The following is an 18,848-nucleotide window of genomic DNA, read 5'->3' on the forward strand; positions in this document are numbered from 1 at the left end:
CATCAAACCTAAGGTTCGATTACTTCATTGTTTCTTCAGCTTCGATGGAAGCCTGAGTAGCCGCCAGCTCCGGATCGGAAACCAGGCCGTACTGAGCCAGCGGACCCTGCGGGCCAGCGATTTCGTCAGCAGTGAAGAACTGAGCGTACTCTTTCAGGCCCGGGATAACGCCGATGTGTGCCTTCTTGACGTAGAAGAACAGCGGACGGGAAACCGGGTACTCACCAGTGGAGATGGTCTCAGTGGAAGGTGCGATGTCGGACATGGTCGCAACCTTCAACTTGTCTGTGTTGTTCTCGTAGAACGCAAGACCGAAAACGCCAACACCGTTCGGGTTGGAGTCAATGCGAGCCAGGGTCTCGGTGTAGTCACCGTCGATGTCAACAGACTTGCCGTCGGTGCGAACTGCAAGACATGCGTCTTCAGCGTCGTCTTCGGACATGCCGCCGTCCATCATCGCCTTCATAGCGCCGGACTCTTCACAGCCAACGAGGAGAACTTTCTCTTCGAAGACTTCACGGGTGCCGTGCTTGGTGCCCGGGATGAATGCGGCGATTTCGACGTCCGGAAGGGAAGCGTCAACTTCGGACCACTTGGTGTACGGGTTGTCGACGATCGCGCCGTCTTTCAGAACCTTAGGAGCCAGAGCGTTGTGCCACTGAACTGGAGTAAACGCAGTGAACGCTGGGCCATCTTTTTGGGAAGCGAAAACGATCCCGTCATAGCCGATGCGAACTTCGATGATGTCTGTTACACCAGCTTCAGCGCACGCTTTGATTTCTTTTTCGCGGATTTTACGTGAAGCGTTTGCTACGTCGATGGTGTTTTCACCAACGCCTTCGCAGAAGCGCTTCAGGCCAGCAGAAGAACCGCCGGACTCAACAACGGGTGTCGGGAAGTCGGTGTTTTCACCGAAAACTTCAGCAACAATAGAGGCATAAGGAAGAACGGTTGAAGAACCGGCTACCTGCACCTGGTCGCGAGCCTGAGCGGCGCCAGCGAATGCAGTGGAAGCAACAGCAAGAGCAGTTGCGCTAACGAGGGTCGTAAATTTCACTTGACCACTCCCTTTGAATGTCAAGGTTTGCATATTCACGCTGGACGCGGTTTCGCCCAAGCGCTGATCGGAACCTAGGCCCCGCGGTTAAGAGTTCTATGACAGTTGGATATCAGTTTTGTGACATTCCAAATTATTGATAACATTTATATTTTTTGACTTCCGAGCGGCCAATGTGAATTCAAAGTGATGGACATGCGTCATGGTTTTAACGCGGCATAGAGCCGGTTATTCAGACCGGGAAGGACGACCAACTTTTCCGGAAAACGCGGCATGAAGCTGCATTTTTGAAGCGAAGTGTTTGCCGGGTCCGAGCCCGGCGCGTCCTAAAACTGCAAGGCCGTAAGCGACCGGGCTGCAGAGGCCTGCGCGGCACGGTCTGCCGGAGCAAGTGGTATCAACCCCTCTTCGGCCAGATAACCGCTGTCACCCCATGCTGCTTCTTCCAAAAAGGCCGACACATAGTCTTCCAGCCCGGGGATAACGCCAACATGCTCTTTTTTAATGTAAAAGTAGAGGGAACGGGACACCGGGTACTCGCCGGATACGATGTTTTCAAAGCTCGGCTCAACACCATTGACGGCAGCGCTTTGGATCCGGGCGGCATTTTGGATCAGGAATGAATATCCGAAGATACCCACTGCAACCGGATTGGCCTCCAGCGCGCCTACGATAAGATCATCGTTTTCGCCAGCTTCCACGAACAAACCATCGCGGCGGATGTCCGTGCACAATTTTCCATAGAGATCCTTGGAAGACGAACAGCCTACTTCCAGCACCAGCTCCTCAAACGCGTCCCGTGTTCCGGACGTTGGTGGCGGGCCCAGGACCTCAATCTTCTCTGAAGGAAGATCGGGATCGACATCCGACCAGGACAGATACGCGTTGCGGACCAGCCCGCCATCCACTTCGATGTTTTCGCTCAAGGCCTGGAAGATTTGCTCGATTGTCAGAGAGAATTTCGGCCCCTGTTTTGAATTCGCCAGTACAATACCATCATAGCCGATTTTCACTTCGACCGGCGTCACACCATTGGCTGTGCAGGTTTCCAATTCAGACGGCTTCATCCGCCTTGATGCATTGGAAATGTCAGGCGTGGACGGTCCAATGCCTTTGCAGAACAGCTCAAACCCGCCTCCGGTGCCGGTGGATTCGACAATCGGGTGTTTCATGCCCGCTTTGCCAAAGGTCTCCGCAACTGCCGTGGCAAATGGATAGACGGTGGAGGAGCCGACGATTAGCAAACGGTCGCGCGCATGAGCATGGCCGCCCGTCAACAGGATTGCCGAGCCGACGAACACACATAAGGACGTCAAGATATTCACGTTCCACTCCCGTCACGCATTGAAGGCCAAAGGCGTTCCAGCACAAATTTAAATCAACCTACGCACTTTTTCTTAACCCGCGCGGATTTCAGTCTTGCGACACTTCCAATCGTTTTCCGCCAAGTGCCGCACCAGCAGCCCGGGTGCCCCCTATTTTACCGGCTTCGAAAGCCTTGCCGCCTGTGTTTGGGAATTTGACCTTGAAGGTAGACCCTTGTCCAGGCGTGCTGTCGACTTCGAGGCGGGCCCGGTGCCGGTTCAAGATGTGCTTGACGATTGCAAGGCCGAGGCCTGTTCCTTTCATCGCCCGGCTGGATTCTATATCGGCGCGGTAAAATCGCTCTGTCAGCCTTGGCAGGTGTTCCGGAGCAATGCCGTCGCCGTAATCGCGGACCGCCAAATCCCAAGACTGGCGGTCCGGCTCAGTTGAATCCAACGATATGACTATATCCACGTGCTTGCCGTCGCTGCCGTATTTCAGGGCATTTTCGACCAGGTTTTCGGTCACCTGGATCAACTCATCACGATCCCCTGTAACCGTTGCAGGTTGGTCAGGAACGCTGCATTTGATTTCCATGTTCATGTCGCGGGCAAGCGGCGTCATGGCGTCCGCTGTGTGCATGACAACTTCCTTGAGATCCGCCGTCGCTTCCGGCCGGATATGCGCTTTCAATTCAATCCGCGACAGTGACAGGATGTCATCTATCAAACGGCGCATCCGGCTGGCCTGATCAAGCATGATCTCGAGAAACCGGGCCTGCGCATCCGGATCATTGCGTGCCGGGCCCTGAAGCGTTTCGATAAATCCGGTCAGCGATGCCAGCGGCGTGCGCAGTTCGTGGCTCGCATTGGCGACAAAATCCGACCGCATCCGCTCAACACGCCGGTTTTCCGTCAGGTCGTGGATCGCGACCAAAATGAAGTCCGGCCGTGACGGACCGTGCTCCTGTTTCCCGGTGCCCGGCAAATAGATCGGAGCTATATGGGCCTCGAACCAGCACTCGGTCGGAACCTTTTCAATCCAGGTGATCTTCTCCGTTCCGCCGGTTGCACACACACGGTCGAAGGCCTCCAGCAAGGACGGCGCGCGCAACGAAAACGACAATGGGTCGCCTGGCTTCACCCCTTCATAGGCCTGCATGGCCAGCGCGTTGGCATATCTGGTAATGCCGCGTCCATCCGCAACAAAGCAAGGTGATGGCAGCGCATCCACGGTGACCTTCATTCCCGTGCCCGGCCACATCCGGCGCCGTTCGCGTTGGGCGCTCAGTTTCAGCCGGCGTCTTGCGGAGCGGCGCGGAACAAACGCCGCGACAACAGCCAAGCTTGCCACGCCTAACGCGGCAATCCAGATTTCGGTCCCGTAGACAATGACGATTGCAGTCGCCAAAACGGTTGCTGCCATCAAGACCCAGCGCACTTCCCAAACACGCGCTGCGGGTGAGGCGGTTGCTGGCGGTGCCGGAGCGTCTTCGAATGGTGAGTGCGGTGCGGTCATCTCGAAAAAATAGTACGTTTTCTGAGTTTTGGCAGAGTTTCTACAAGCCACACCGTTCCACTGGGCTGTTTGCCACAGAACAATCGGCTCCGTTTCAGGAAGAGACCTTGCTTAACATACGGAACATGTCATCAACGCGACAATTTCCCGCCAGACTTTTACGAGAGCCTAGGGCGATTAACATGAAACGCCGAAAGATGCGCGACCAATGAATAATCGACCGGTTATGGGCGGCAGGTCGCTCTCGTCCGGTCAGCGACTAATTCAGCGCCGGCTGGAATTGGCCGCTTGCTTCAAATTGGCAATCATGCGCGGCCACCCGTTCCGGCCACGCATCTCGGAAAGATAATCTGCGCCGTCCTGCCCATGCCGTAAAAACTCGCTATGGATGATCTCAATCCGGGTCGCCTGACCGACGGCACGGAAACTGATCATGACACGGCTCGCAGTTGCCGGATCCGGGATCTGCTCTTTGCCGGCCGACACTTGCCATGCCAGCCGGATGTAGAGGGGTTTTTGCATTGAGAGCACCGTTCCCCAAATCCGGCGGCGCCCGGAACTCCCGATCTCATAGCAGACCCCGCCCGCAAAAGGTTCAATCCCTGCATCCATCGGGCCGGCTTCTTCGAAAGGAGACGTCCACCATGTCTCCAGATTGTCGACCACAAGCTCGAACGCCTCGTCGCGCGGCAAGTTCAAAAGATCTTCTGTTCTAATTTCCTGCTCTTGTCCCATATGCGCTGCCCTTTTGCCCCCGCGCCGGATAGCGCCGGTGTTAGACCACCTGCCATTGGCGATACCCTGCGGACCTTCAGATCTCGCCCGCATTAGGCGATTCCCACTTCAGACAGGTGACATTCCCTGCGCGTTTCGTGATATGGCACCACCTATATGATTGCGGCGCTCACCATACCTGCACATTCTACACAGTCGGCAACAAACCATGAAACATGACCGGGTGTTCGACCCCTGCTACGGCCAGGCCATTGAACTGAGCGACGGCATACGGCGTCTTACGGCCCGCAACCCCGGACCTTTCACGTTCCACGGTACGAACACATACATTCTCGGCCAGGACCGCCTCATCGTGGTCGATCCCGGGCCGGCGCAGGACGACCACATTGATGCTATCCTGAACGCCGCAGGCGATGTTCCGGTCGAGGCTATTCTGGTCACGCATACACATGCGGATCACTCACCCGGCGCAAGGCTCCTGAAAGCGAAGACCGGCGCCCCCGTGATCGGCTGTTCAGAACACAGGGCGGCGCGCCCCTTGTTTGAAGAGGAAATCAATCCGCTGGATGCAAGCGCCGACAGGGACCACAAACCTGACCGCCTTTTGAACCATGGCGATGTCATTTCGTTTGCAGGTTTGGGCATTGCGGCTGTGGCGACACCCGGACACACGGCCAACCACCTCAGTTTCGAGATCAAGGGCACGGATATTCTGCTGTCCGGGGATCATGTCATGGCCTGGTCGACCTCCATTGTCGCCCCGCCTGACGGCAGCATGCGCGACTACATGGCGTCTTTGAATAATCTGCAAGAGCTGGCGCCAAACGTTTATCTGCCAGGTCATGGCGGTGTGATCCGGGACGCAAAACCTTACGTCGCAGACCTCAAGGAGCATCGCCAGAGCCGTGAGCGCAATATCCTGGCGCAGATCGACAAGGGGGCCACTTCAATTCCGGAGATTGTTGCGGTGCTTTATGCGAATGTGGACCCATCCCTGCATCCCGCCGCTGCACTGTCTGTCCTGGCCCATCTTGAGGATCTTGCAGACCGCAACCGCGTGGTCGCCAATGGCATTCCCTCGCTCCGGGCCGAGTACAAAATCCCTTAAGCGCTCCAAAACAGAAAATCTGGCTAGAGGATCGGGCGGTTTGTTTGACTCGCCCAAAGCTGATCTACCCCTCGAGACTTTCCCAGCCTGAGGCTGTTTCCGGTCCCGTATCCTCTTCTTCAAAATACGGTTTGAATCCGGGCACGGGAAGAACGGGCTCGGCGGGCACAAGCGGCTCTTGAACCAAGGCCGGGTCGCTGTCCGCCGCCTCTTCAACGGCAAGGCGCGACAAGTCACCGTAAGTCTCAAGAAGCACCCTGTCGACTTCCGCCAGGAGGATGCGGATGCGATCCGCGTTGCCGGAAAGATCGTTCAGCGGTGTACGGGATCTGGACCGGACATCCATCAAGGTGCCCACCGGATCCGGCCGGAACCGGACTGCAATATCCTGTTTAAGCCCAAGGATATGGGTTCTGCTTTCCGCCTGGAGCCAGGTCGGTGCATCCAGGAGATCCGGCGGCAACTCATCCACGATCTGCCAGCCGAGTTCCTCTACGGCTTTTGTGCCTGCCACATGTAGCTGCGCGGGCGGGATCCGGTAGCGCCTTGGCACGATATCCGGATAGAGCTGTGTCTGCATCGAGACGCTGCTAGCGGCGTCTGCGTTCACATTATGGAAGACAGGCCAGATGCGGGACGACAACGTGCTGGAGAACCAGTCAACGACCGGCTGATCCGAACTGCGAAGGGCACTCGAGAGTTCCGGCGGGTCTTCCAGATTGGTTGCAACATCTTTCAGATCCGGCCGGCCGACCGCTGTCAGAATGATGAGGGCTGGCGGGATGATTGCGACACCGCCCAGCACCATACCACCGAGGGCGCGCCCAACACCTGATCCGCCAAACGTCCAAATCCGCTGCAAGGCCAGAATGCCAAGAACGACAGCTGTAATTGCGAATGCGGAGGCTGCCGCCAGAGACAAAAGCAGCGTATCGGCGCTCACAAAGCCGAACCGTTTCGCGACGACAGCCACCAATGCAAGTGCAAGGGCAATCGAGCCAACGGTGCGGCTGACCGGTGCCGCGACAGTCTTATAAACTGCGAAACGCTTCATGGCGGTATCGGACCATCCCTATCTCCAGCGGTATGAATACCATCTCCGTTGTTTGCAGCCTAGGACCAGATGAATGAACAACACCGAAACGGAATGATGTTTTCAACGGGATCTGTGCCCCGCTCAAGATAGCCGCACCGCAGCCCTCGTCATAAATGACGAGATTGGCCCAGCGCCGGCCATGGCAAGGCGACTCGAAACCTGATATTGCTTCCAGGGTCGAGGAGTGGGGCATGACTGACATACGCGCTCGCCATTCGCTGCATGCGCAACAAGAACCCGGGGAACGGCAACCTCGTTCGCGCCGGCAAAGCATAAGCCGGAAAGCGTTGTCCCCCGGCTTTGCGAATACTGCCCTTTGTTACCTATGCCTTTTGTCCTTTGCGCTCAGTCCGGTGGCTTTGCTGTTTTCCCTAGCCTATGCCCATACGGACCACGGCATCCATCGCCAGCACTATTATTACATCCGCACGACTATTGCTGTGCTGGTTATCGGCCTTTCGGCGGGCGCCCTTCTTGTTCTCATCGGAGCCAATACGTCTCCCGCCGTCATCCTGTCGGGCGTTGGAATCGTGGCTGCAGCGGCGTTGACTTCAATTGCAAGATGCCTCCACGGATTGGTGCGCTCCTTCAGGAAGGCACCGCTGCGGAACCACCGTACTTATCTGATCTGATCAGAAGCCCCTGGCGGCAGGGACAAGAGTTAAGCATTGCTTAACCAAGTAAATCAATTTCGCCTCTAATTCGTTACATCCTGCAACGGTATTTGACTGGCCGAAACAGGCGAATAACGGCACCATTGCCTGCAGAAAGACGGCAGATATCGAAAGACTTTCGACGTCGCCGTCATGCGAACGCCTCATTTGGACACAACATTGAAAAGCGTTGTGTTGATGAAGTCAGGCTCACTGTCGAGCTGACCCGTAAAGACCCAGAAACGGATCGAAAAAATGTCGAAAGAAGCCTCCCGCCCCGCGTCAAGAGCATCGGCCGGAGTAAAACTTGTCAACCACTACAAGCCGGTTGGCATAGCAGCCCTGAACGCCGCTGCCCTGTGCATGCGATCGGCATCGACAGCAAAATCCAGCAAATAGGTTCGTCACCTAATTCTAACGATCAGCTGATGTGCCGGCATGCTCTGACCGAACTTTAGGTTCACGAAGGTGCAGCGCCGGACCGGGGCTCATGTATCAGCCTCTCCAGCCGTATTGCACCGTTAAAACCGGCCTGGCGTGAAAAGGCCGGGCAAGCCGGTTGCAAATGGCATTTCCTTGCGTGCACTCTCCGGGGACTTGAGGTTCTCTCGCTTTCCGGAGACACGCATGATTGTCGCTTACTGCCCATCCGTGAATGGTTTGGAACGTGTCGAACTGGCGCCCGGCGCGCCACTTCCATCGACATCTGTTTGGATTGACCTGATTTCCCCCAACCGCGAGGAACAACAGGCAGCCGAAAAGCTCATGGGCGCCGAAATTCCGACTCGCAAGGAAATTGCGTCCATCGAAACATCCGAACGGCTCTATGTGGAACCGGGCGCTGTTGTCATGACCGCTCAAATGCCCATGGCGACAAGAGCTATTGATCCGGCCATATCATCTGTCACATTTGTTCTCAGCGCGAAACGCCTGGTGACCGTCAGATATGGCGAGCCCAAGTCCCTTGTTCTTCTTTCCAAGAAGGTTCAAGCCGACCCAACGATCGCTCACCTTGGCCCCGCGGTATTGCTTGCCCTGTTTGACATTATCGTGGACCGCTGCGCCGACGAAATGGAAGCTGCGTCATCCCGGTATGACGAGCTTGCGCTGAAGGTCTTCGGAGACGGCTTGAACATGCGCAAGACAGCAAGTTACCAGATCGCCATCAAGCAAATTGGCCAGGTGGGACTGCACATAGCGAAAATGCACGATGTTTGTGCCAGCCTCTCCCGCCTGCTTCTGTTCTTGTCGCCGCATGCTAAACGCCTCGGCCTCAGCGACGACCAGCTCGCCGACTGCAAGATGTACGGCAGAGACATTCATTCCATCAAGGAACACGGGGATGCACTCGACAACAAGCTCGGTTTTCTGCTGGATGCGACCGTTGGCCTGGTCACGTTGGAGCAAAACCAGATTTCCAAGATCTTCACCGTTCTCGGTGTGATTTTCCTGCCGCCAACGCTTATCGCCTCAATCTATGGCATGAATTTCGACAATATGCCGGAGCTTCGCTGGCAGCAGGGATTTGAGTTTTCTCTTGGAATGATGTTCGTGTCGGTTGTTCTTACATTCCTGTTTTTCCGGTGGAAGCGCCTTCTCTAGGGGTAAAGACGCAGCTTCGACCAAGGCGCATCAGGAGCAGACCGGGTGAACTGTATGCGGTCATGGAGCCGGAATGGACGGTCGGCCCAGAACTCAATGCTTGTGGGAACCAGGCGCATGCCCGACCAGTGGTCCGGACGCGGAATATCACCAATCCCGAATTTGGCCGTGAATTTGGCAACTTCCTTTTCCAGCGCAAACCGGCTTTCAAGCGGCCGGGATTGTTTCGACGCCCACGCGCCGATCCGGCTGCCGCGCGGCCTGGACTGGTAATAACTGTCCGCTTCCGCGGCAGGCACTTCGGAAACAGTGCCCCGGATCCTGACCTGCCGCCGCAGCGACTTCCAGTGGAAACACATGGCAGCCTTGCCGGCCGAAAGCAGCTCCTTGCCTTTTGCGCTTTCGAAGTTCGTGTAGAAAACGAACCCTGCCTCATCGAACCCCTTCAGTAAAACCATGCGGACATTCGGCAGGCCGGTTTCATCGACAGTTGCGAGGGACAGCGCGTTCGGATCGTTCGGTTCAGACCCCTTGGCGTCGTCAAGCCATTCACCGAAAAGCGCAAATGGTTCCTTGACCTCCGTAAAGTCACCTTTTGTTAACTCTTCGTGCGGATTCTGGATGTCGGTCATAGCTTACCTTTGGGAGAAGCCGTGGCTCAAAACCTGACCGGCACCCGCCGGGGCTGAGAGGGCTAACTTGGAATGTGTCTGGTGCGTTCATATACTGCTGTAAAGCACAAGATCAATCGCATCAGTTTGGCCGCGCTTGCAACTGGGATTCTGGTTGCCGGCTGCGGACAGGTCAGCGTGCAAGTCGGCAGCGATGACGTGGAAACCCCGAAGCTTCTAACCGGCTCGATCCCTTCAACGAGTGACATCGCATACACCGATGTCAGTCCCGATGACCGCCAGATCATCGCGCGGGTTCTGGATTCAGTCTCCGTTGACTTGTCCAACGGCTCATCGCTCGAAGACCTCACCCTTCCCTGGCTGAACGCAACCAGCGGCAATTCGGGCACCGTGTCACATATCGACCCGGCACTGTTTCCAAACACTGGTTGCCTGTCCTTCAAGACAACCGCCAACACGATTACCGGGATAAAGCTCTATGCAGGCACGGCCTGCAGGGACATCAGCGCAGCGTTTGCTGTGACCTCTCTCAGCGTCGCCGAAGCTTGAAACCCACCCGCCTTATGGGTATTTAGCCGGTCTGGATTTTTCTCCGGCCCGTACCGATATGTAGGAAACATTCGGACAAGCTACAAATGCGTTGCTGCACCGCTCTAGCATCTTGCTGGCGATGCTGTGGCAATTTCAGTGGTTTTCCGGAAATTTGAAGAAACCTGGTGCAACACATGCGTGACCCCTACAGCGTTCTCGGTGTGGCAAAAAATGCCAGTGAGAGCGACATCAAAAAGGCCTTCAGAACGTTGGCCAAAAAATATCACCCGGATCAGAACAAAGATGATGCCGGGGCACAGCAACGTTTTGCCGAGGTCAACCAGGCTTACGAAATCGTCGGTGACAAGGAAAAGCGCGGAAAATACGATCGCGGCGAAATTGATGCCGATGGGAAGCAGAAATTCTCGGCATCCGGCTTTGAGGGCTTCGAAGACTTTGCCGCTGGCGCGGGTGGTGCCCGTGGTTTCAAGTCATCTGCCGGCGGTTTCGATGATATCCTGAATGACATTCTTGGCGGGTTCGGCAATCGCTCGGCCCGAGGTCGGGCAAGCGGTCCCGGCGCTGGAGGTGCTTCGGGCTTTGCCGGTGGCACGGGCCGCACCCAAAGCCCGCCGCGGGAAAAAGGCAAGACGGTCGAGATCGTCGCAAGAGTGGCGCTTGAAGACATTGTGAATTCAGGCAAGGCGCAGGTCACACTGCCGAGCGGCAAGACCGTAAATGTCACCTTGCCCAAAGGTGTCACGGAGGGCGAAGTCATCCGCTTGAAGGGCCAGGGCGCTCCTGGCAGCAATGGCGGGCCTGCCGGCGATGCGTTGGTCGAAATCCGCTTCAAGCAGCACAAGCTGTTTGAAGTGCGCGGATCCGACCTTCACCTGGACTTGCCGATCACGCTTTACGAAGCAGTACTTGGCGCAAAGGTCCGGACCCCTACCTTGACCGGCGCAGTCAATTTGACCGTGCCGCCGAACGCCTCGAGCGGCAAGGCCATGCGGCTGAAGGGCAAGGGATTGCCAACCAAGACCGATGGTCACGGTGACCTTCTGATCAAATTGCAGATTGTGATGCCGCCACATGGCGATGACGAGCTGGATACCTTGATGAAAGCCTGGAAGGAGATCACCCCTTACCGGGCCAGAGGGCCGGAATTCGACTAGCACCCGCCGTAACAGTGCCGGGCCGGCCTTGTCCTTCTAAAAGCAAGGCTCTCAGGCTTCGTCGAAGCAGCACTATAAGCAGACACTGACACGCCGCTGCTTCCGGCGCTGTCAGACTGCTGACAGACTCTCAGGTCGTCATCACCTCATTGCTTTGACGGCCGTTAACCGCGAAAGGTGAGAGCCCACCACACCCTCCGCTGTCATCCCGCACTTGATGCGGGATCCATACCGTGAGCGTTCCATTCAATCAGCCCTGCGTGGGGCAACGGAACGGAATGGATCCTCGGGTCAAGCCCGAGGATGACTGAGCGAGGGGAGACGCCTTGCCAAACCTTGACAGACCGTTATCACGGACGGAGCGCAGGCGGAGATCCGGGATCGGTGGGCCTCGGAAGATCCGAACAATGCTCACAGCATTCATAGTTTTGTGGCTCTCCGATCCCGGCTCGCGCTGCGCTTGACCGGGATGACCGTGGTTGTTTGGAACTTTATCATCAAGCCCAGCAGCCGTTTCGGGCAGCTTTCTCCATGATCTTCAACGCATCAGGCCACCCGGGGTGTTTGCCGTTTCCTCGGCTTGCGTCAAGATTAATATCAAGTTATATACCTTGTTATAAATATGAGGTTCCCATGGAAGATGGATTGAAAACGCTCGGCTATGCCGCTCTTGGCAGCCGCTTGAAGCGATTGGGTGAAAAATTGCAGGCCCAAACGGCCGACCTTGGCGACGCGGCCTCTCAGGAGGGCCTCCCCGTTCCCTGCAATCCGCTTCTGGCGATCCTGGATAAAAGAGGGCCACTGTCTGTTGGGGACCTCGCCAGAACACTGCAGCAAGCACAGCCGGGGGTTACCCGGATGATCCATCATTTGAAATCGCAGAACCTTGTCGCAACCACTCCGGATCCGCAGGATCGCCGTATCAGCCGGATTGCCCTCACGGATGAGGGCAAGGCACGCGTTAAACGCCTGAAAGAGAGCCTTTGGCCAGCGGCCGACCAGGCGGTCCAAAGCATCTGTGAGGGCCTTTCGGGGTCCTTCCTGGACCAGGTCGCCCAATTGGAGACAAGGCTTTCGCAAAGCCCTTTGAAATCGCGCCTTGAAGGCATTGCGCTGGCGGATTGGGATCAGCTTCTGGAGCAGCGGAGCAAAACGCAGTGAGCCCTCTTCTTGACCGTGCCGTCTGGTCTGCTCTCACATCACGGCAAAAGCACCTTTCTGCAGGCACGCAATTGGCCCGCCGCTTCGATCCGTCGATCTCCCCTTTCGCCTCAACCTGTGACAACAGTATCGAAGCGCTAAATGACCTGGCCGGTCTCCTCCAAGATGGAGCTGACCGGGTTTTTCTGATGCAGGCTGCACCGGTCGAATTGCCAGAGGCTTTGGAAGCAGAAACGGCAGATCTCGGTGTCCTGATGGTCCAGCAGAAACCGGCAAAGCCACTACCGGCCCACGCGCAAATCGTGCCACTTTTACAATCCGACCATCAAGCAATGAGGAGTCTGGCGGACCTCACCAAGCCGGGCCCGTTCACCAGGCGGACGCCTGAGCTGGGTCCGTTTTGGGGAATAAAGAAGGATGACCGCCTGATTGCCATGGCAGGAACACGCCTGAATCTTGACGGCTTCACTGAAGTCAGCGGCGTTTGCACCCATCCCGAGTACCGCGGACACGGCCTTGCCTCGGCTCTTTCTGCCTATGTCGCAGACCAAATTCGCGAGCGCGGCGATCTGCCTATTCTTCATTCCTATGCGTCCAACACGGGTGCAATCGAACTCTACCGGTCACTCGGCTTTGAAGTTTTTCAGGACGTCAATGTTGCCGTCGTGCGGAAAAAGGCCGGCACGGTGTCCTAGCCCTGCGCTTTCCGGGTTTCAATCAACTCTCTTTCCGTTGCGTGTTGGCAGCCCGGAGTCGCTGGCGCAGATATTTGGTTGCCGAGCGGTAGTGGCTGGACCCCGCCGCTTCGGCCCACCGCCCTGTGGTCCACTTATTGTTGGAGCCCTTCATCGGCGCGCCATAGAGCTGCTGATCGGTCAGGCTTTCGATCAAGGCAAGCAATTCGACATGGTTGGTTTCCAGCAGTGCCCGCGCGGATGACCAGGACAGGCCCTTCTGGCGGGCGCGAAGGTCGGCATTGTAGCGCTTGGTTTCGTTCCATTTGTAGCCCCCAGCCGGGAAGAACACCTTCCGGCCTGCTTGACCGTCCCGGTACCACCCCAGAAACAATTCGATCCAATGGGCCCGGTGGCCGAGAATGTCTTTTGGCGCAATGCCAGCCTCGTCCTGCTCAAGCCGCAGCATTGCCGGCAGGTCGTCCATAATTGTCGTGAGTTTTTCGAACTCGGCCTCTGCCGCATTCAGCAATTCCTGTTTGGTCTGCGCCGGCATGATCCACCCTCGATCACTCTCCCCCCGTAGCAACCCTCGCGCATTTGCAGTGCATTGGCTCTAGCGGCAAAAAGCTAACTCAATTCTGACATCCGCGCATTAAACCTAAGCGCTTTATTGAACCTTACCGGTCCTGGTAGCCATACCACCAGTAGGCACCTTGCAGATAAAGCTTGCGCAAGGCCGGGACCGGGAACTTGGCCAAGGGCTCCTGAACCGCTTTTGGAAGCGCATCACGTCCTATGCGCTTAAGCATCAAACCGGCCAGCTTCTCACCGGAAATCGAGGCCATCGCAATACCACTGCCATGCCACCCCAGCGCGGCAAACACATTGTCCATGCCGGGAACCGGACCAACGAAAGGCGTTAAACGGCGCGATAGACACACATTGCCATGCCACTCGAAGTCGGTTGGGATGGCCGCCCATTCGGGAAACATTCTGTCAAAGTCCGCCCGCGCGCGCCGCTGCATTGCCGCCAGCGCCTTGCCATTTTCAAACAAGCCGCCCCGGGTGCCAAACAGAAATCTGCGGTCGGGCAAAAGTCTGAAATAATGCAGCAGGATCCTGGTGTCGGACGCCATCAAATCCGACGTCCAGCCCTGACGGGCAAGCTCATCATCTGTCAGCGGTCTTGTAACCTGCACCGACGACATGGCAGGCAAGGTCCGGCCATGGAGCCATTTGGGCGTGTCTTCCCGCGCATATCCATTTCCAGCAAGCACAACCTGCTTGGCCCGCACGGCCCCATGAGCCGTGTTCAAACGCCAGCGTTCCCCATCGCGGTACAAGCGGGTGACAGCCGACTTTCCAAAGATCCGGGTTCCGGCCTTGCGCGCTTCACGGGCGAGCGCCTGGACATAGACCATGGGATTGAGCGCAAAGCCATAAGGCACATGCAAGCCTCCGTGAAACTCTGGTCCAGACAACCCCTCTTCCGCGAGCCCCCCCTTCTCCAGCAAACGGGTCTTGATCCCGAAATTTTGCGTCAGGAAGGCTGCTTCATCCTTCAAGTCGACCAGATCGCTCGGCCGGTGCGCCAGATAGACTTCCCCCTTCGAGTGGCAGCCGGCATCGGCGTCCCAGTCCTTCAAACGCTGGGCAACCAGATTTATTCCGGCGACCTGAAAGGCCAGAAACTTTCGCGTCTCTTCAAGACCAAAGCGCTTGATCAGCTGCCGGTTGGAGAGCTTTGTGCCCCCCATGCAACAAAAGCCGCCGTTGCGGCCGGACGCCCCGAAGCCCACATGCTCGGCATCCAAAACACAAACGGAGACCCCGGCTTGTGCAAGTTTGAGGGCTGTGCTCAATCCGGCATAACCGGCACCAATGACGGCAACGTCAAACAGTGCGTTTCCGATCAGCTGACGCTCAAGCCGCGGTTTATCAACGCTCTGCTCCCAATAGCTTCCGACAAACGCGCGCTGGTCCGGACGGGGAAATGACATACTCAAATTCCCAGGCGGTCGCGAAGGGAGTACCAGGTCATGGCGAGCACCAGCAGCGGAAACCGGAACTTGTCACCGCCCGGGAAAGCGGGAATGTCCAGCCTTTCGAACACATCGAACCGGCCGGCCGTTCCGCTGACAGCGTCGGCAAGCAACTGACCGCCCAGCGTGGCCATGGCAACACCGTGGCCGGAATATCCGGATGCCGTCAGAATATTGGGCTCGATGCGCGCGAAATACGGCATGCGATGCAGCGTGATTGCCAGGGTTCCGCCCCAGCCGAATTCCAATGCGGCATCCTTCAATTGCGGAAAGATCTCCAGCATGGGCGCGCGGACGAAAGACCTGATGTCCTGCGGAAACTTGTAGCCATAGTTTTCGCCGCCGCCGAACAACAGCCGCCGGTCTGCTGACAAGCGGAAGTAGTTGATCACAAACTTGCTGTCGGCAACCGCGCAATTGTCCCTTATGAGCGCCTTCGCTTCCGTCTCGGAGAACGGTTCGGTTGCCAGAATAAAATTGTTGATCGGCATGACATGGGCGGCGGCTGTCGGCTCCAGAGCGCCCAGATAACCGTTGCAGGCAAGCAGCAGATACTTCGCCGTCACATTGCCCTTGTCTGTTTTCACCGTGACGCGATCCGTGCCGCGTCCCTCGATCTTTAAGACCTTGGTCGTTTCGAAGATCTTGGCACCGGCAGCATCAGCTGCTTTTGCAAGCCCCAGCGCGAAATTCAGCGGATGCAGGTGGCCTGCCCCCATGTCCAGGGAACCGCCATGATAGCGCGGACTGCCAACCAGATCGCCGATTTCATCCCCGTCGACAAAGCGGATCTGATCATATCCGTAAGTCAGCCGGAGATGCTCGACATAATCCCGGCTTTCTTCAACAAAGCTCTTGCGATGATCGGCGTGCAAGATTCCCGGCGTGTAGTCGCAAGCAATCCCGTGCTTGGTGATCAGGTCCTTGACCAGCGCTTTTGACTCTTCGGCAAGGTCCCACAGCAACTTCGCATGAGACGGCCCGTGGCGTTCTTCCAGCTCGGTCTGCTCGACCCGTTGCCCAGTGCCAACTTGTCCACCGTTGCGCCCCGATGCCCCCCATCCGACGCGGTTGGCCTCCAGCAGGATGACATCCATACCCTTTTCAGCCAGATGCAACGCCGCGGAAAGCCCGGTATACCCTCCCCCGACTATACAAACGTCTGCGCTGCGCGCGCCGTCGAGCTCGGCAAATTCTAGCAGCTGATTGGCGGTTGCAGCATAGTATGACGGCGGATGTTTGCCCGGTGTATCATTCGCAGTCAGGAGATCGAGACGGGATAACATGTCAGCTTGTCCGGGCACACATGGCGGGAAGTTGGATCTGCGGGTACATACGTGATTACATTCCAATGTCGCTGGTCATGTTGCAAGGCAAAACCATATAATAGAGCGCTGATATCGTTCGATTTTATTGACCGAAGCAGCTCTCGTAACGTCATGGCACAATCCCTGGCATCAGGAGGTGCCACATGAGAAAGGCAAAAGCGTGTTTGGTCCGGTAGAACATCCCTGGCTCGATCCTCTCTGGGCCCGCCTCTTGCTCGTCTCTGCCTGTGCCGGATGGACCTGCGTTGAGTATTTTTTTGGCTCCGTGACCTGGGTCTACATCATGGGGGCGATCACGCTTTACGCGGGCTGGGCGTATCTGATCAGCTACCAGGGCCCTGATGTGCCAGACCGGAAAACCCGTCCGCGCATGTCAGAGGATGATACATGAGGCGACTGCCGGAAAAGCACGCCCGCATCTGCGGCAGATATACGCTCCTTGCCGCTTCGCGGCGGCTTTTTCGTGCCGCGGTCCTGGTGCTGGCCGTCTCATTGATGCTCGGCACGAATGGCCGGGTTCAAGCTGAAGGCGTCGTTCAGGACACATTGAACAAGCGGTGTGTTGTTTGCCACGGTTGCTACGACGCTCCCTGCCAGTTGAAATTGTCCTCACCGGAGGGCTGGCTCCGCGGTGCCAGCAAACAGAAGGTATACGAGTCGTCCCGGCTGGAGGACGCCCCGCTGACACGGCTCGGCGTTGATGCAACGACTACCTCCGAATGGCGCCAAAAAGGCTTCTTTCCAGTCACCGGCAACGATCCTGGCGGATCTATACTCGCGCAGTTGATTGCTGCTGGCCGGACGCCGGAATTTGAACTCGGCGCCGCGCTGCCCGACAGCGTCGATCTTGATCTCAGCCGTGACCTCAGCTGTCCTGCCCCGGGTGAAACCGCGCAGTATCTCAAGGAACACCCGATGGGCGGCATGCCATATGCCATGGCACCGCTTCCAGAGGAGGATTATCAGCAGCTCATGGCGTGGGCCATGGCCGGCGCACCGGCCGGCGCCGGCGCCGCCAGAGAGCTCCCCTCCCGGATCTCACAGCATGTTTCAGACATCGAGGCATTTTTGAATGGGCCAGATACGCGGACCCGGCTGGTCGCCCGATACATCTATGAGCATCTTTTCCTGGCGCATCTGCATATTGAGGGCGACCGGTCGGATCGGTTCTTCCGGCTGATCCGCTCCAAAACACCGGCAGGCACGCCGCCGCAAGACGTTGCCACCCGCCGCCCATTTGATGATCCAGGAACCCCATTCACCTACCGTCTGGTTCCCATTTCCGGGACGATCCTTCACAAGGAGCATATCGTTTACGAAATCGGTCCAACGCGGCTTGCACGGTACAAGGAACTCTTTCTAGACCCTGACTGGACGCTCTCGCAGCTCCCACCCTATTCAACGGCCGCAGGTGGAAATCCCCTGTCGACGTTCCGCGCGATTCCAGCGCGAAGCCGGTATCAGTTTCTGCTCGACAATGCGGAGTATTTCGTGCGCTCCTTCATCCGCGGCCCGGTCTGCTACGGCCAGGTCGCGGTCAATGTGATCGAGGACCGGTTCTGGGTATCGTTTCTTGACCCAGACGAAGACCTCTCCGTCAGCGATCAAGCTTATCTGAACCAGATCGTCCCGATCCTCGAATTGCCGGTTGCTCTTTCCGATGGAGATCTGAACGACCGGATCACAAGCTTTTTGGAACGCGGTCCGGTCAAGTACCAGGAACTGCGCCAGCAGCGCTATGCCCGCGAAGCGGCGGAAAACGGCCCGCCAGCCTATGCACACATATGGGACGGTGACGGCACGAAACCGGATGCCCGGCTGACGGTTTACCGGAACTTTTCATCGGCATCCGTCGTTTCCGGGTTTGCGGGCCGGATCCCTGAGACCGCCTGGGTCATTGATTTTCCGCTGTTCGAACGGATTTACTACAATCTTGTCGCCGGGTTCGATGTGTTCGGCAATGTTGAACACCAATTGACGACCCGGATTTACATGGACAACCTGCGGCGCGAAGGCGAGCGCAATTTTTTGAGCTTTCTCCCTCCAGATCAGCGTCAGCCGCTTCACGACGGCTGGTACCGGGGCCCATTTGTCAGTTTGATGGACCGCTGGAAGGAAACTCCGCTCGACACGCACACGCCGACCGGGATTGCATTTGGAACACAAAATCCAAAACAGGAATTCCTGACCCGTCTGCTGGAAATCCAGCCGCAGCTCTGGGACATGAC

At 57.2% G+C, this 18,848-nt stretch carries 18 protein-coding genes; 9 read left to right on the forward strand and 9 right to left on the reverse strand.

Translation table 11 applies throughout. The features are described from left to right. Positions 1-19 precede the first annotated feature (19 nt). From E1180_RS17410 to E1180_RS17425, 4 genes are all read right to left on the reverse strand, one after another. On the reverse strand, positions 20-1,057 hold the full coding sequence (locus E1180_RS17410) for a substrate-binding domain-containing protein (protein WP_283404533.1): 1,038 nt from the start codon (positions 1,055-1,057) through the stop codon (positions 20-22). Positions 1,058-1,383: 326 nt separating this feature from the next. Continuing rightward, the gene (locus E1180_RS17415; protein ID WP_425280927.1) at positions 1,384-2,376 is read right to left on the reverse strand and encodes a substrate-binding domain-containing protein; all 993 of its coding nucleotides are present in this window, start codon (positions 2,374-2,376) and stop codon (positions 1,384-1,386) included. A gap of 94 nt (positions 2,377-2,470) precedes the next feature. Then, positions 2,471-3,880 carry an ATP-binding protein gene (locus E1180_RS17420; RefSeq protein WP_155193019.1) on the reverse strand — a complete coding sequence of 470 codons (1,410 nt, stop codon included), beginning with the start codon at positions 3,878-3,880 and terminating at the stop codon, positions 2,471-2,473. Positions 3,881-4,144: 264 nt separating this feature from the next. Next, on the reverse strand, positions 4,145-4,708 hold the full coding sequence (locus tag E1180_RS17425; protein WP_208997205.1) for an SRPBCC domain-containing protein: 564 nt from the start codon (positions 4,706-4,708) through the stop codon (positions 4,145-4,147). Between the two features lie 115 nt (positions 4,709-4,823). Here E1180_RS17425 and E1180_RS17430 point away from each other — a divergent pair, with 115 nt between their 5' ends. Continuing rightward, on the forward strand, positions 4,824-5,723 hold the full coding sequence (locus tag E1180_RS17430) for an MBL fold metallo-hydrolase (RefSeq protein ID WP_155193022.1): 900 nt from the start codon (positions 4,824-4,826) through the stop codon (positions 5,721-5,723). Between the two features lie 64 nt (positions 5,724-5,787). Here E1180_RS17430 and E1180_RS17435 read toward each other — a convergent pair whose 3' ends face one another. After that, positions 5,788-6,777: a DUF1499 domain-containing protein gene (locus E1180_RS17435; protein WP_155193024.1), complete on the reverse strand. Its 990-nt coding sequence runs from the start codon at positions 6,775-6,777 to the stop codon at positions 5,788-5,790. A gap of 233 nt (positions 6,778-7,010) precedes the next feature. On the opposite strand from E1180_RS17435, the gene E1180_RS17440 reads away from it, so the two are divergent. Then, positions 7,011-7,451, forward strand: coding sequence for a hypothetical protein (locus E1180_RS17440; RefSeq protein ID WP_155193027.1), 441 nt, complete (start codon positions 7,011-7,013; stop codon positions 7,449-7,451). 648 nt (positions 7,452-8,099) lie between these two features. Then, positions 8,100-9,074: a CorA family divalent cation transporter gene (locus E1180_RS17445; RefSeq protein WP_155193028.1), complete on the forward strand. Its 975-nt coding sequence runs from the start codon at positions 8,100-8,102 to the stop codon at positions 9,072-9,074. Here the strand turns inward: E1180_RS17445 and pdxH are convergent. Next, the gene (gene pdxH, locus E1180_RS17450; RefSeq protein ID WP_155193031.1) at positions 9,071-9,706 is read right to left on the reverse strand and encodes a pyridoxamine 5'-phosphate oxidase; all 636 of its coding nucleotides are present in this window, start codon (positions 9,704-9,706) and stop codon (positions 9,071-9,073) included. The genes E1180_RS17445 and pdxH overlap by 4 nt on opposite strands. A gap of 81 nt (positions 9,707-9,787) precedes the next feature. On the opposite strand from pdxH, the gene E1180_RS17455 reads away from it, so the two are divergent. The 4 genes from E1180_RS17455 to E1180_RS22715 all read left to right on the forward strand — a co-directional run bounded on the left by E1180_RS17455 (position 9,788) and on the right by E1180_RS22715 (position 13,268). Beyond that, a complete protein-coding gene (locus E1180_RS17455; RefSeq protein ID WP_208997206.1) occupies positions 9,788-10,255 on the forward strand; it encodes an RT0821/Lpp0805 family surface protein in 468 nt (155 codons plus the stop codon). 176 nt (positions 10,256-10,431) lie between these two features. Continuing rightward, positions 10,432-11,412, forward strand: a complete 981-nt coding sequence (locus tag E1180_RS17460) for a DnaJ C-terminal domain-containing protein (RefSeq protein WP_155193035.1) — start codon at positions 10,432-10,434, stop codon at positions 11,410-11,412. Between the two features lie 633 nt (positions 11,413-12,045). Next, a complete protein-coding gene (locus E1180_RS17465; protein ID WP_155193037.1) occupies positions 12,046-12,573 on the forward strand; it encodes a MarR family winged helix-turn-helix transcriptional regulator in 528 nt (175 codons plus the stop codon). Beyond that, positions 12,570-13,268 (forward strand): GNAT family N-acetyltransferase, encoded by a 699-nt coding sequence (locus tag E1180_RS22715; RefSeq protein ID WP_155193040.1) that lies wholly within the window; start codon positions 12,570-12,572, stop codon positions 13,266-13,268. Before E1180_RS17465 ends, E1180_RS22715 begins: the two co-directional genes overlap by 4 nt. Before the next feature lie 22 nt (positions 13,269-13,290). On the opposite strand, the gene E1180_RS17475 is transcribed toward E1180_RS22715, so the two are convergent. From E1180_RS17475 to E1180_RS17485, 3 genes are all read right to left on the reverse strand, one after another. After that, complete coding sequence (locus tag E1180_RS17475; RefSeq protein WP_155193043.1) at positions 13,291-13,803, reverse strand: ClbS/DfsB family four-helix bundle protein; 513 nt, start codon at positions 13,801-13,803, stop codon at positions 13,291-13,293. 124 nt (positions 13,804-13,927) lie between these two features. Next, the gene (locus E1180_RS17480; protein WP_155193045.1) at positions 13,928-15,250 is read right to left on the reverse strand and encodes an NAD(P)/FAD-dependent oxidoreductase; all 1,323 of its coding nucleotides are present in this window, start codon (positions 15,248-15,250) and stop codon (positions 13,928-13,930) included. 2 nt (positions 15,251-15,252) lie between these two features. Further along, on the reverse strand, positions 15,253-16,578 hold the full coding sequence (locus E1180_RS17485) for an NAD(P)/FAD-dependent oxidoreductase (protein ID WP_155193048.1): 1,326 nt from the start codon (positions 16,576-16,578) through the stop codon (positions 15,253-15,255). A 202-nt stretch (positions 16,579-16,780) separates the two neighbouring features. Here E1180_RS17485 and E1180_RS17490 point away from each other — a divergent pair, with 202 nt between their 5' ends. Then, the gene (locus E1180_RS17490; RefSeq protein WP_208997207.1) at positions 16,781-17,011 is read left to right on the forward strand and encodes a hypothetical protein; all 231 of its coding nucleotides are present in this window, start codon (positions 16,781-16,783) and stop codon (positions 17,009-17,011) included. After that, positions 17,008-18,848, forward strand: a 1,841-nt coding sequence (locus E1180_RS17495) for a fatty acid cis/trans isomerase (protein ID WP_208997208.1), incomplete at its 3' end; no start/stop codon positions are given. The genes E1180_RS17490 and E1180_RS17495, both read left to right, overlap by 4 nt.

The sequence above is a fragment of the Roseibium denhamense genome, assembly GCF_009711415.1.
In the GTDB taxonomy this organism is placed as follows: Bacteria; Pseudomonadota; Alphaproteobacteria; order Rhizobiales; family Stappiaceae; genus Roseibium; species Roseibium denhamense.

Excerpts from the sequence above, each read along its gene's own strand:
- E1180_RS17420 (WP_155193019.1), bottom strand. The coding sequence starts at position 3,880 with ATGACCGCACCGCACTCACCATTCGAAGACGCTCCGGCACCGCCAGCA.
- E1180_RS17425 (WP_208997205.1), bottom strand. The coding sequence starts at position 4,708 with ATGCGGGCGAGATCTGAAGGTCCGCAGGGTATCGCCAATGGCAGGTGG.
- E1180_RS17430 (WP_155193022.1), top strand. The coding sequence starts at position 4,824 with ATGAAACATGACCGGGTGTTCGACCCCTGCTACGGCCAGGCCATTGAA.
- E1180_RS17435 (WP_155193024.1), bottom strand. The coding sequence starts at position 6,777 with ATGAAGCGTTTCGCAGTTTATAAGACTGTCGCGGCACCGGTCAGCCGC.
- E1180_RS17440 (WP_155193027.1), top strand. The coding sequence starts at position 7,011 with ATGACTGACATACGCGCTCGCCATTCGCTGCATGCGCAACAAGAACCC.
- E1180_RS17445 (WP_155193028.1), top strand. The coding sequence starts at position 8,100 with ATGATTGTCGCTTACTGCCCATCCGTGAATGGTTTGGAACGTGTCGAA.
- pdxH (WP_155193031.1), bottom strand. The coding sequence starts at position 9,706 with ATGACCGACATCCAGAATCCGCACGAAGAGTTAACAAAAGGTGACTTT.
- E1180_RS17460 (WP_155193035.1), top strand. The coding sequence starts at position 10,432 with ATGCGTGACCCCTACAGCGTTCTCGGTGTGGCAAAAAATGCCAGTGAG.
- E1180_RS17465 (WP_155193037.1), top strand. The coding sequence starts at position 12,046 with ATGGAAGATGGATTGAAAACGCTCGGCTATGCCGCTCTTGGCAGCCGC.
- E1180_RS17475 (WP_155193043.1), bottom strand. The coding sequence starts at position 13,803 with ATGCCGGCGCAGACCAAACAGGAATTGCTGAATGCGGCAGAGGCCGAG.
- E1180_RS17480 (WP_155193045.1), bottom strand. The coding sequence starts at position 15,250 with ATGTCATTTCCCCGTCCGGACCAGCGCGCGTTTGTCGGAAGCTATTGG.
- E1180_RS17485 (WP_155193048.1), bottom strand. The coding sequence starts at position 16,578 with ATGTTATCCCGTCTCGATCTCCTGACTGCGAATGATACACCGGGCAAA.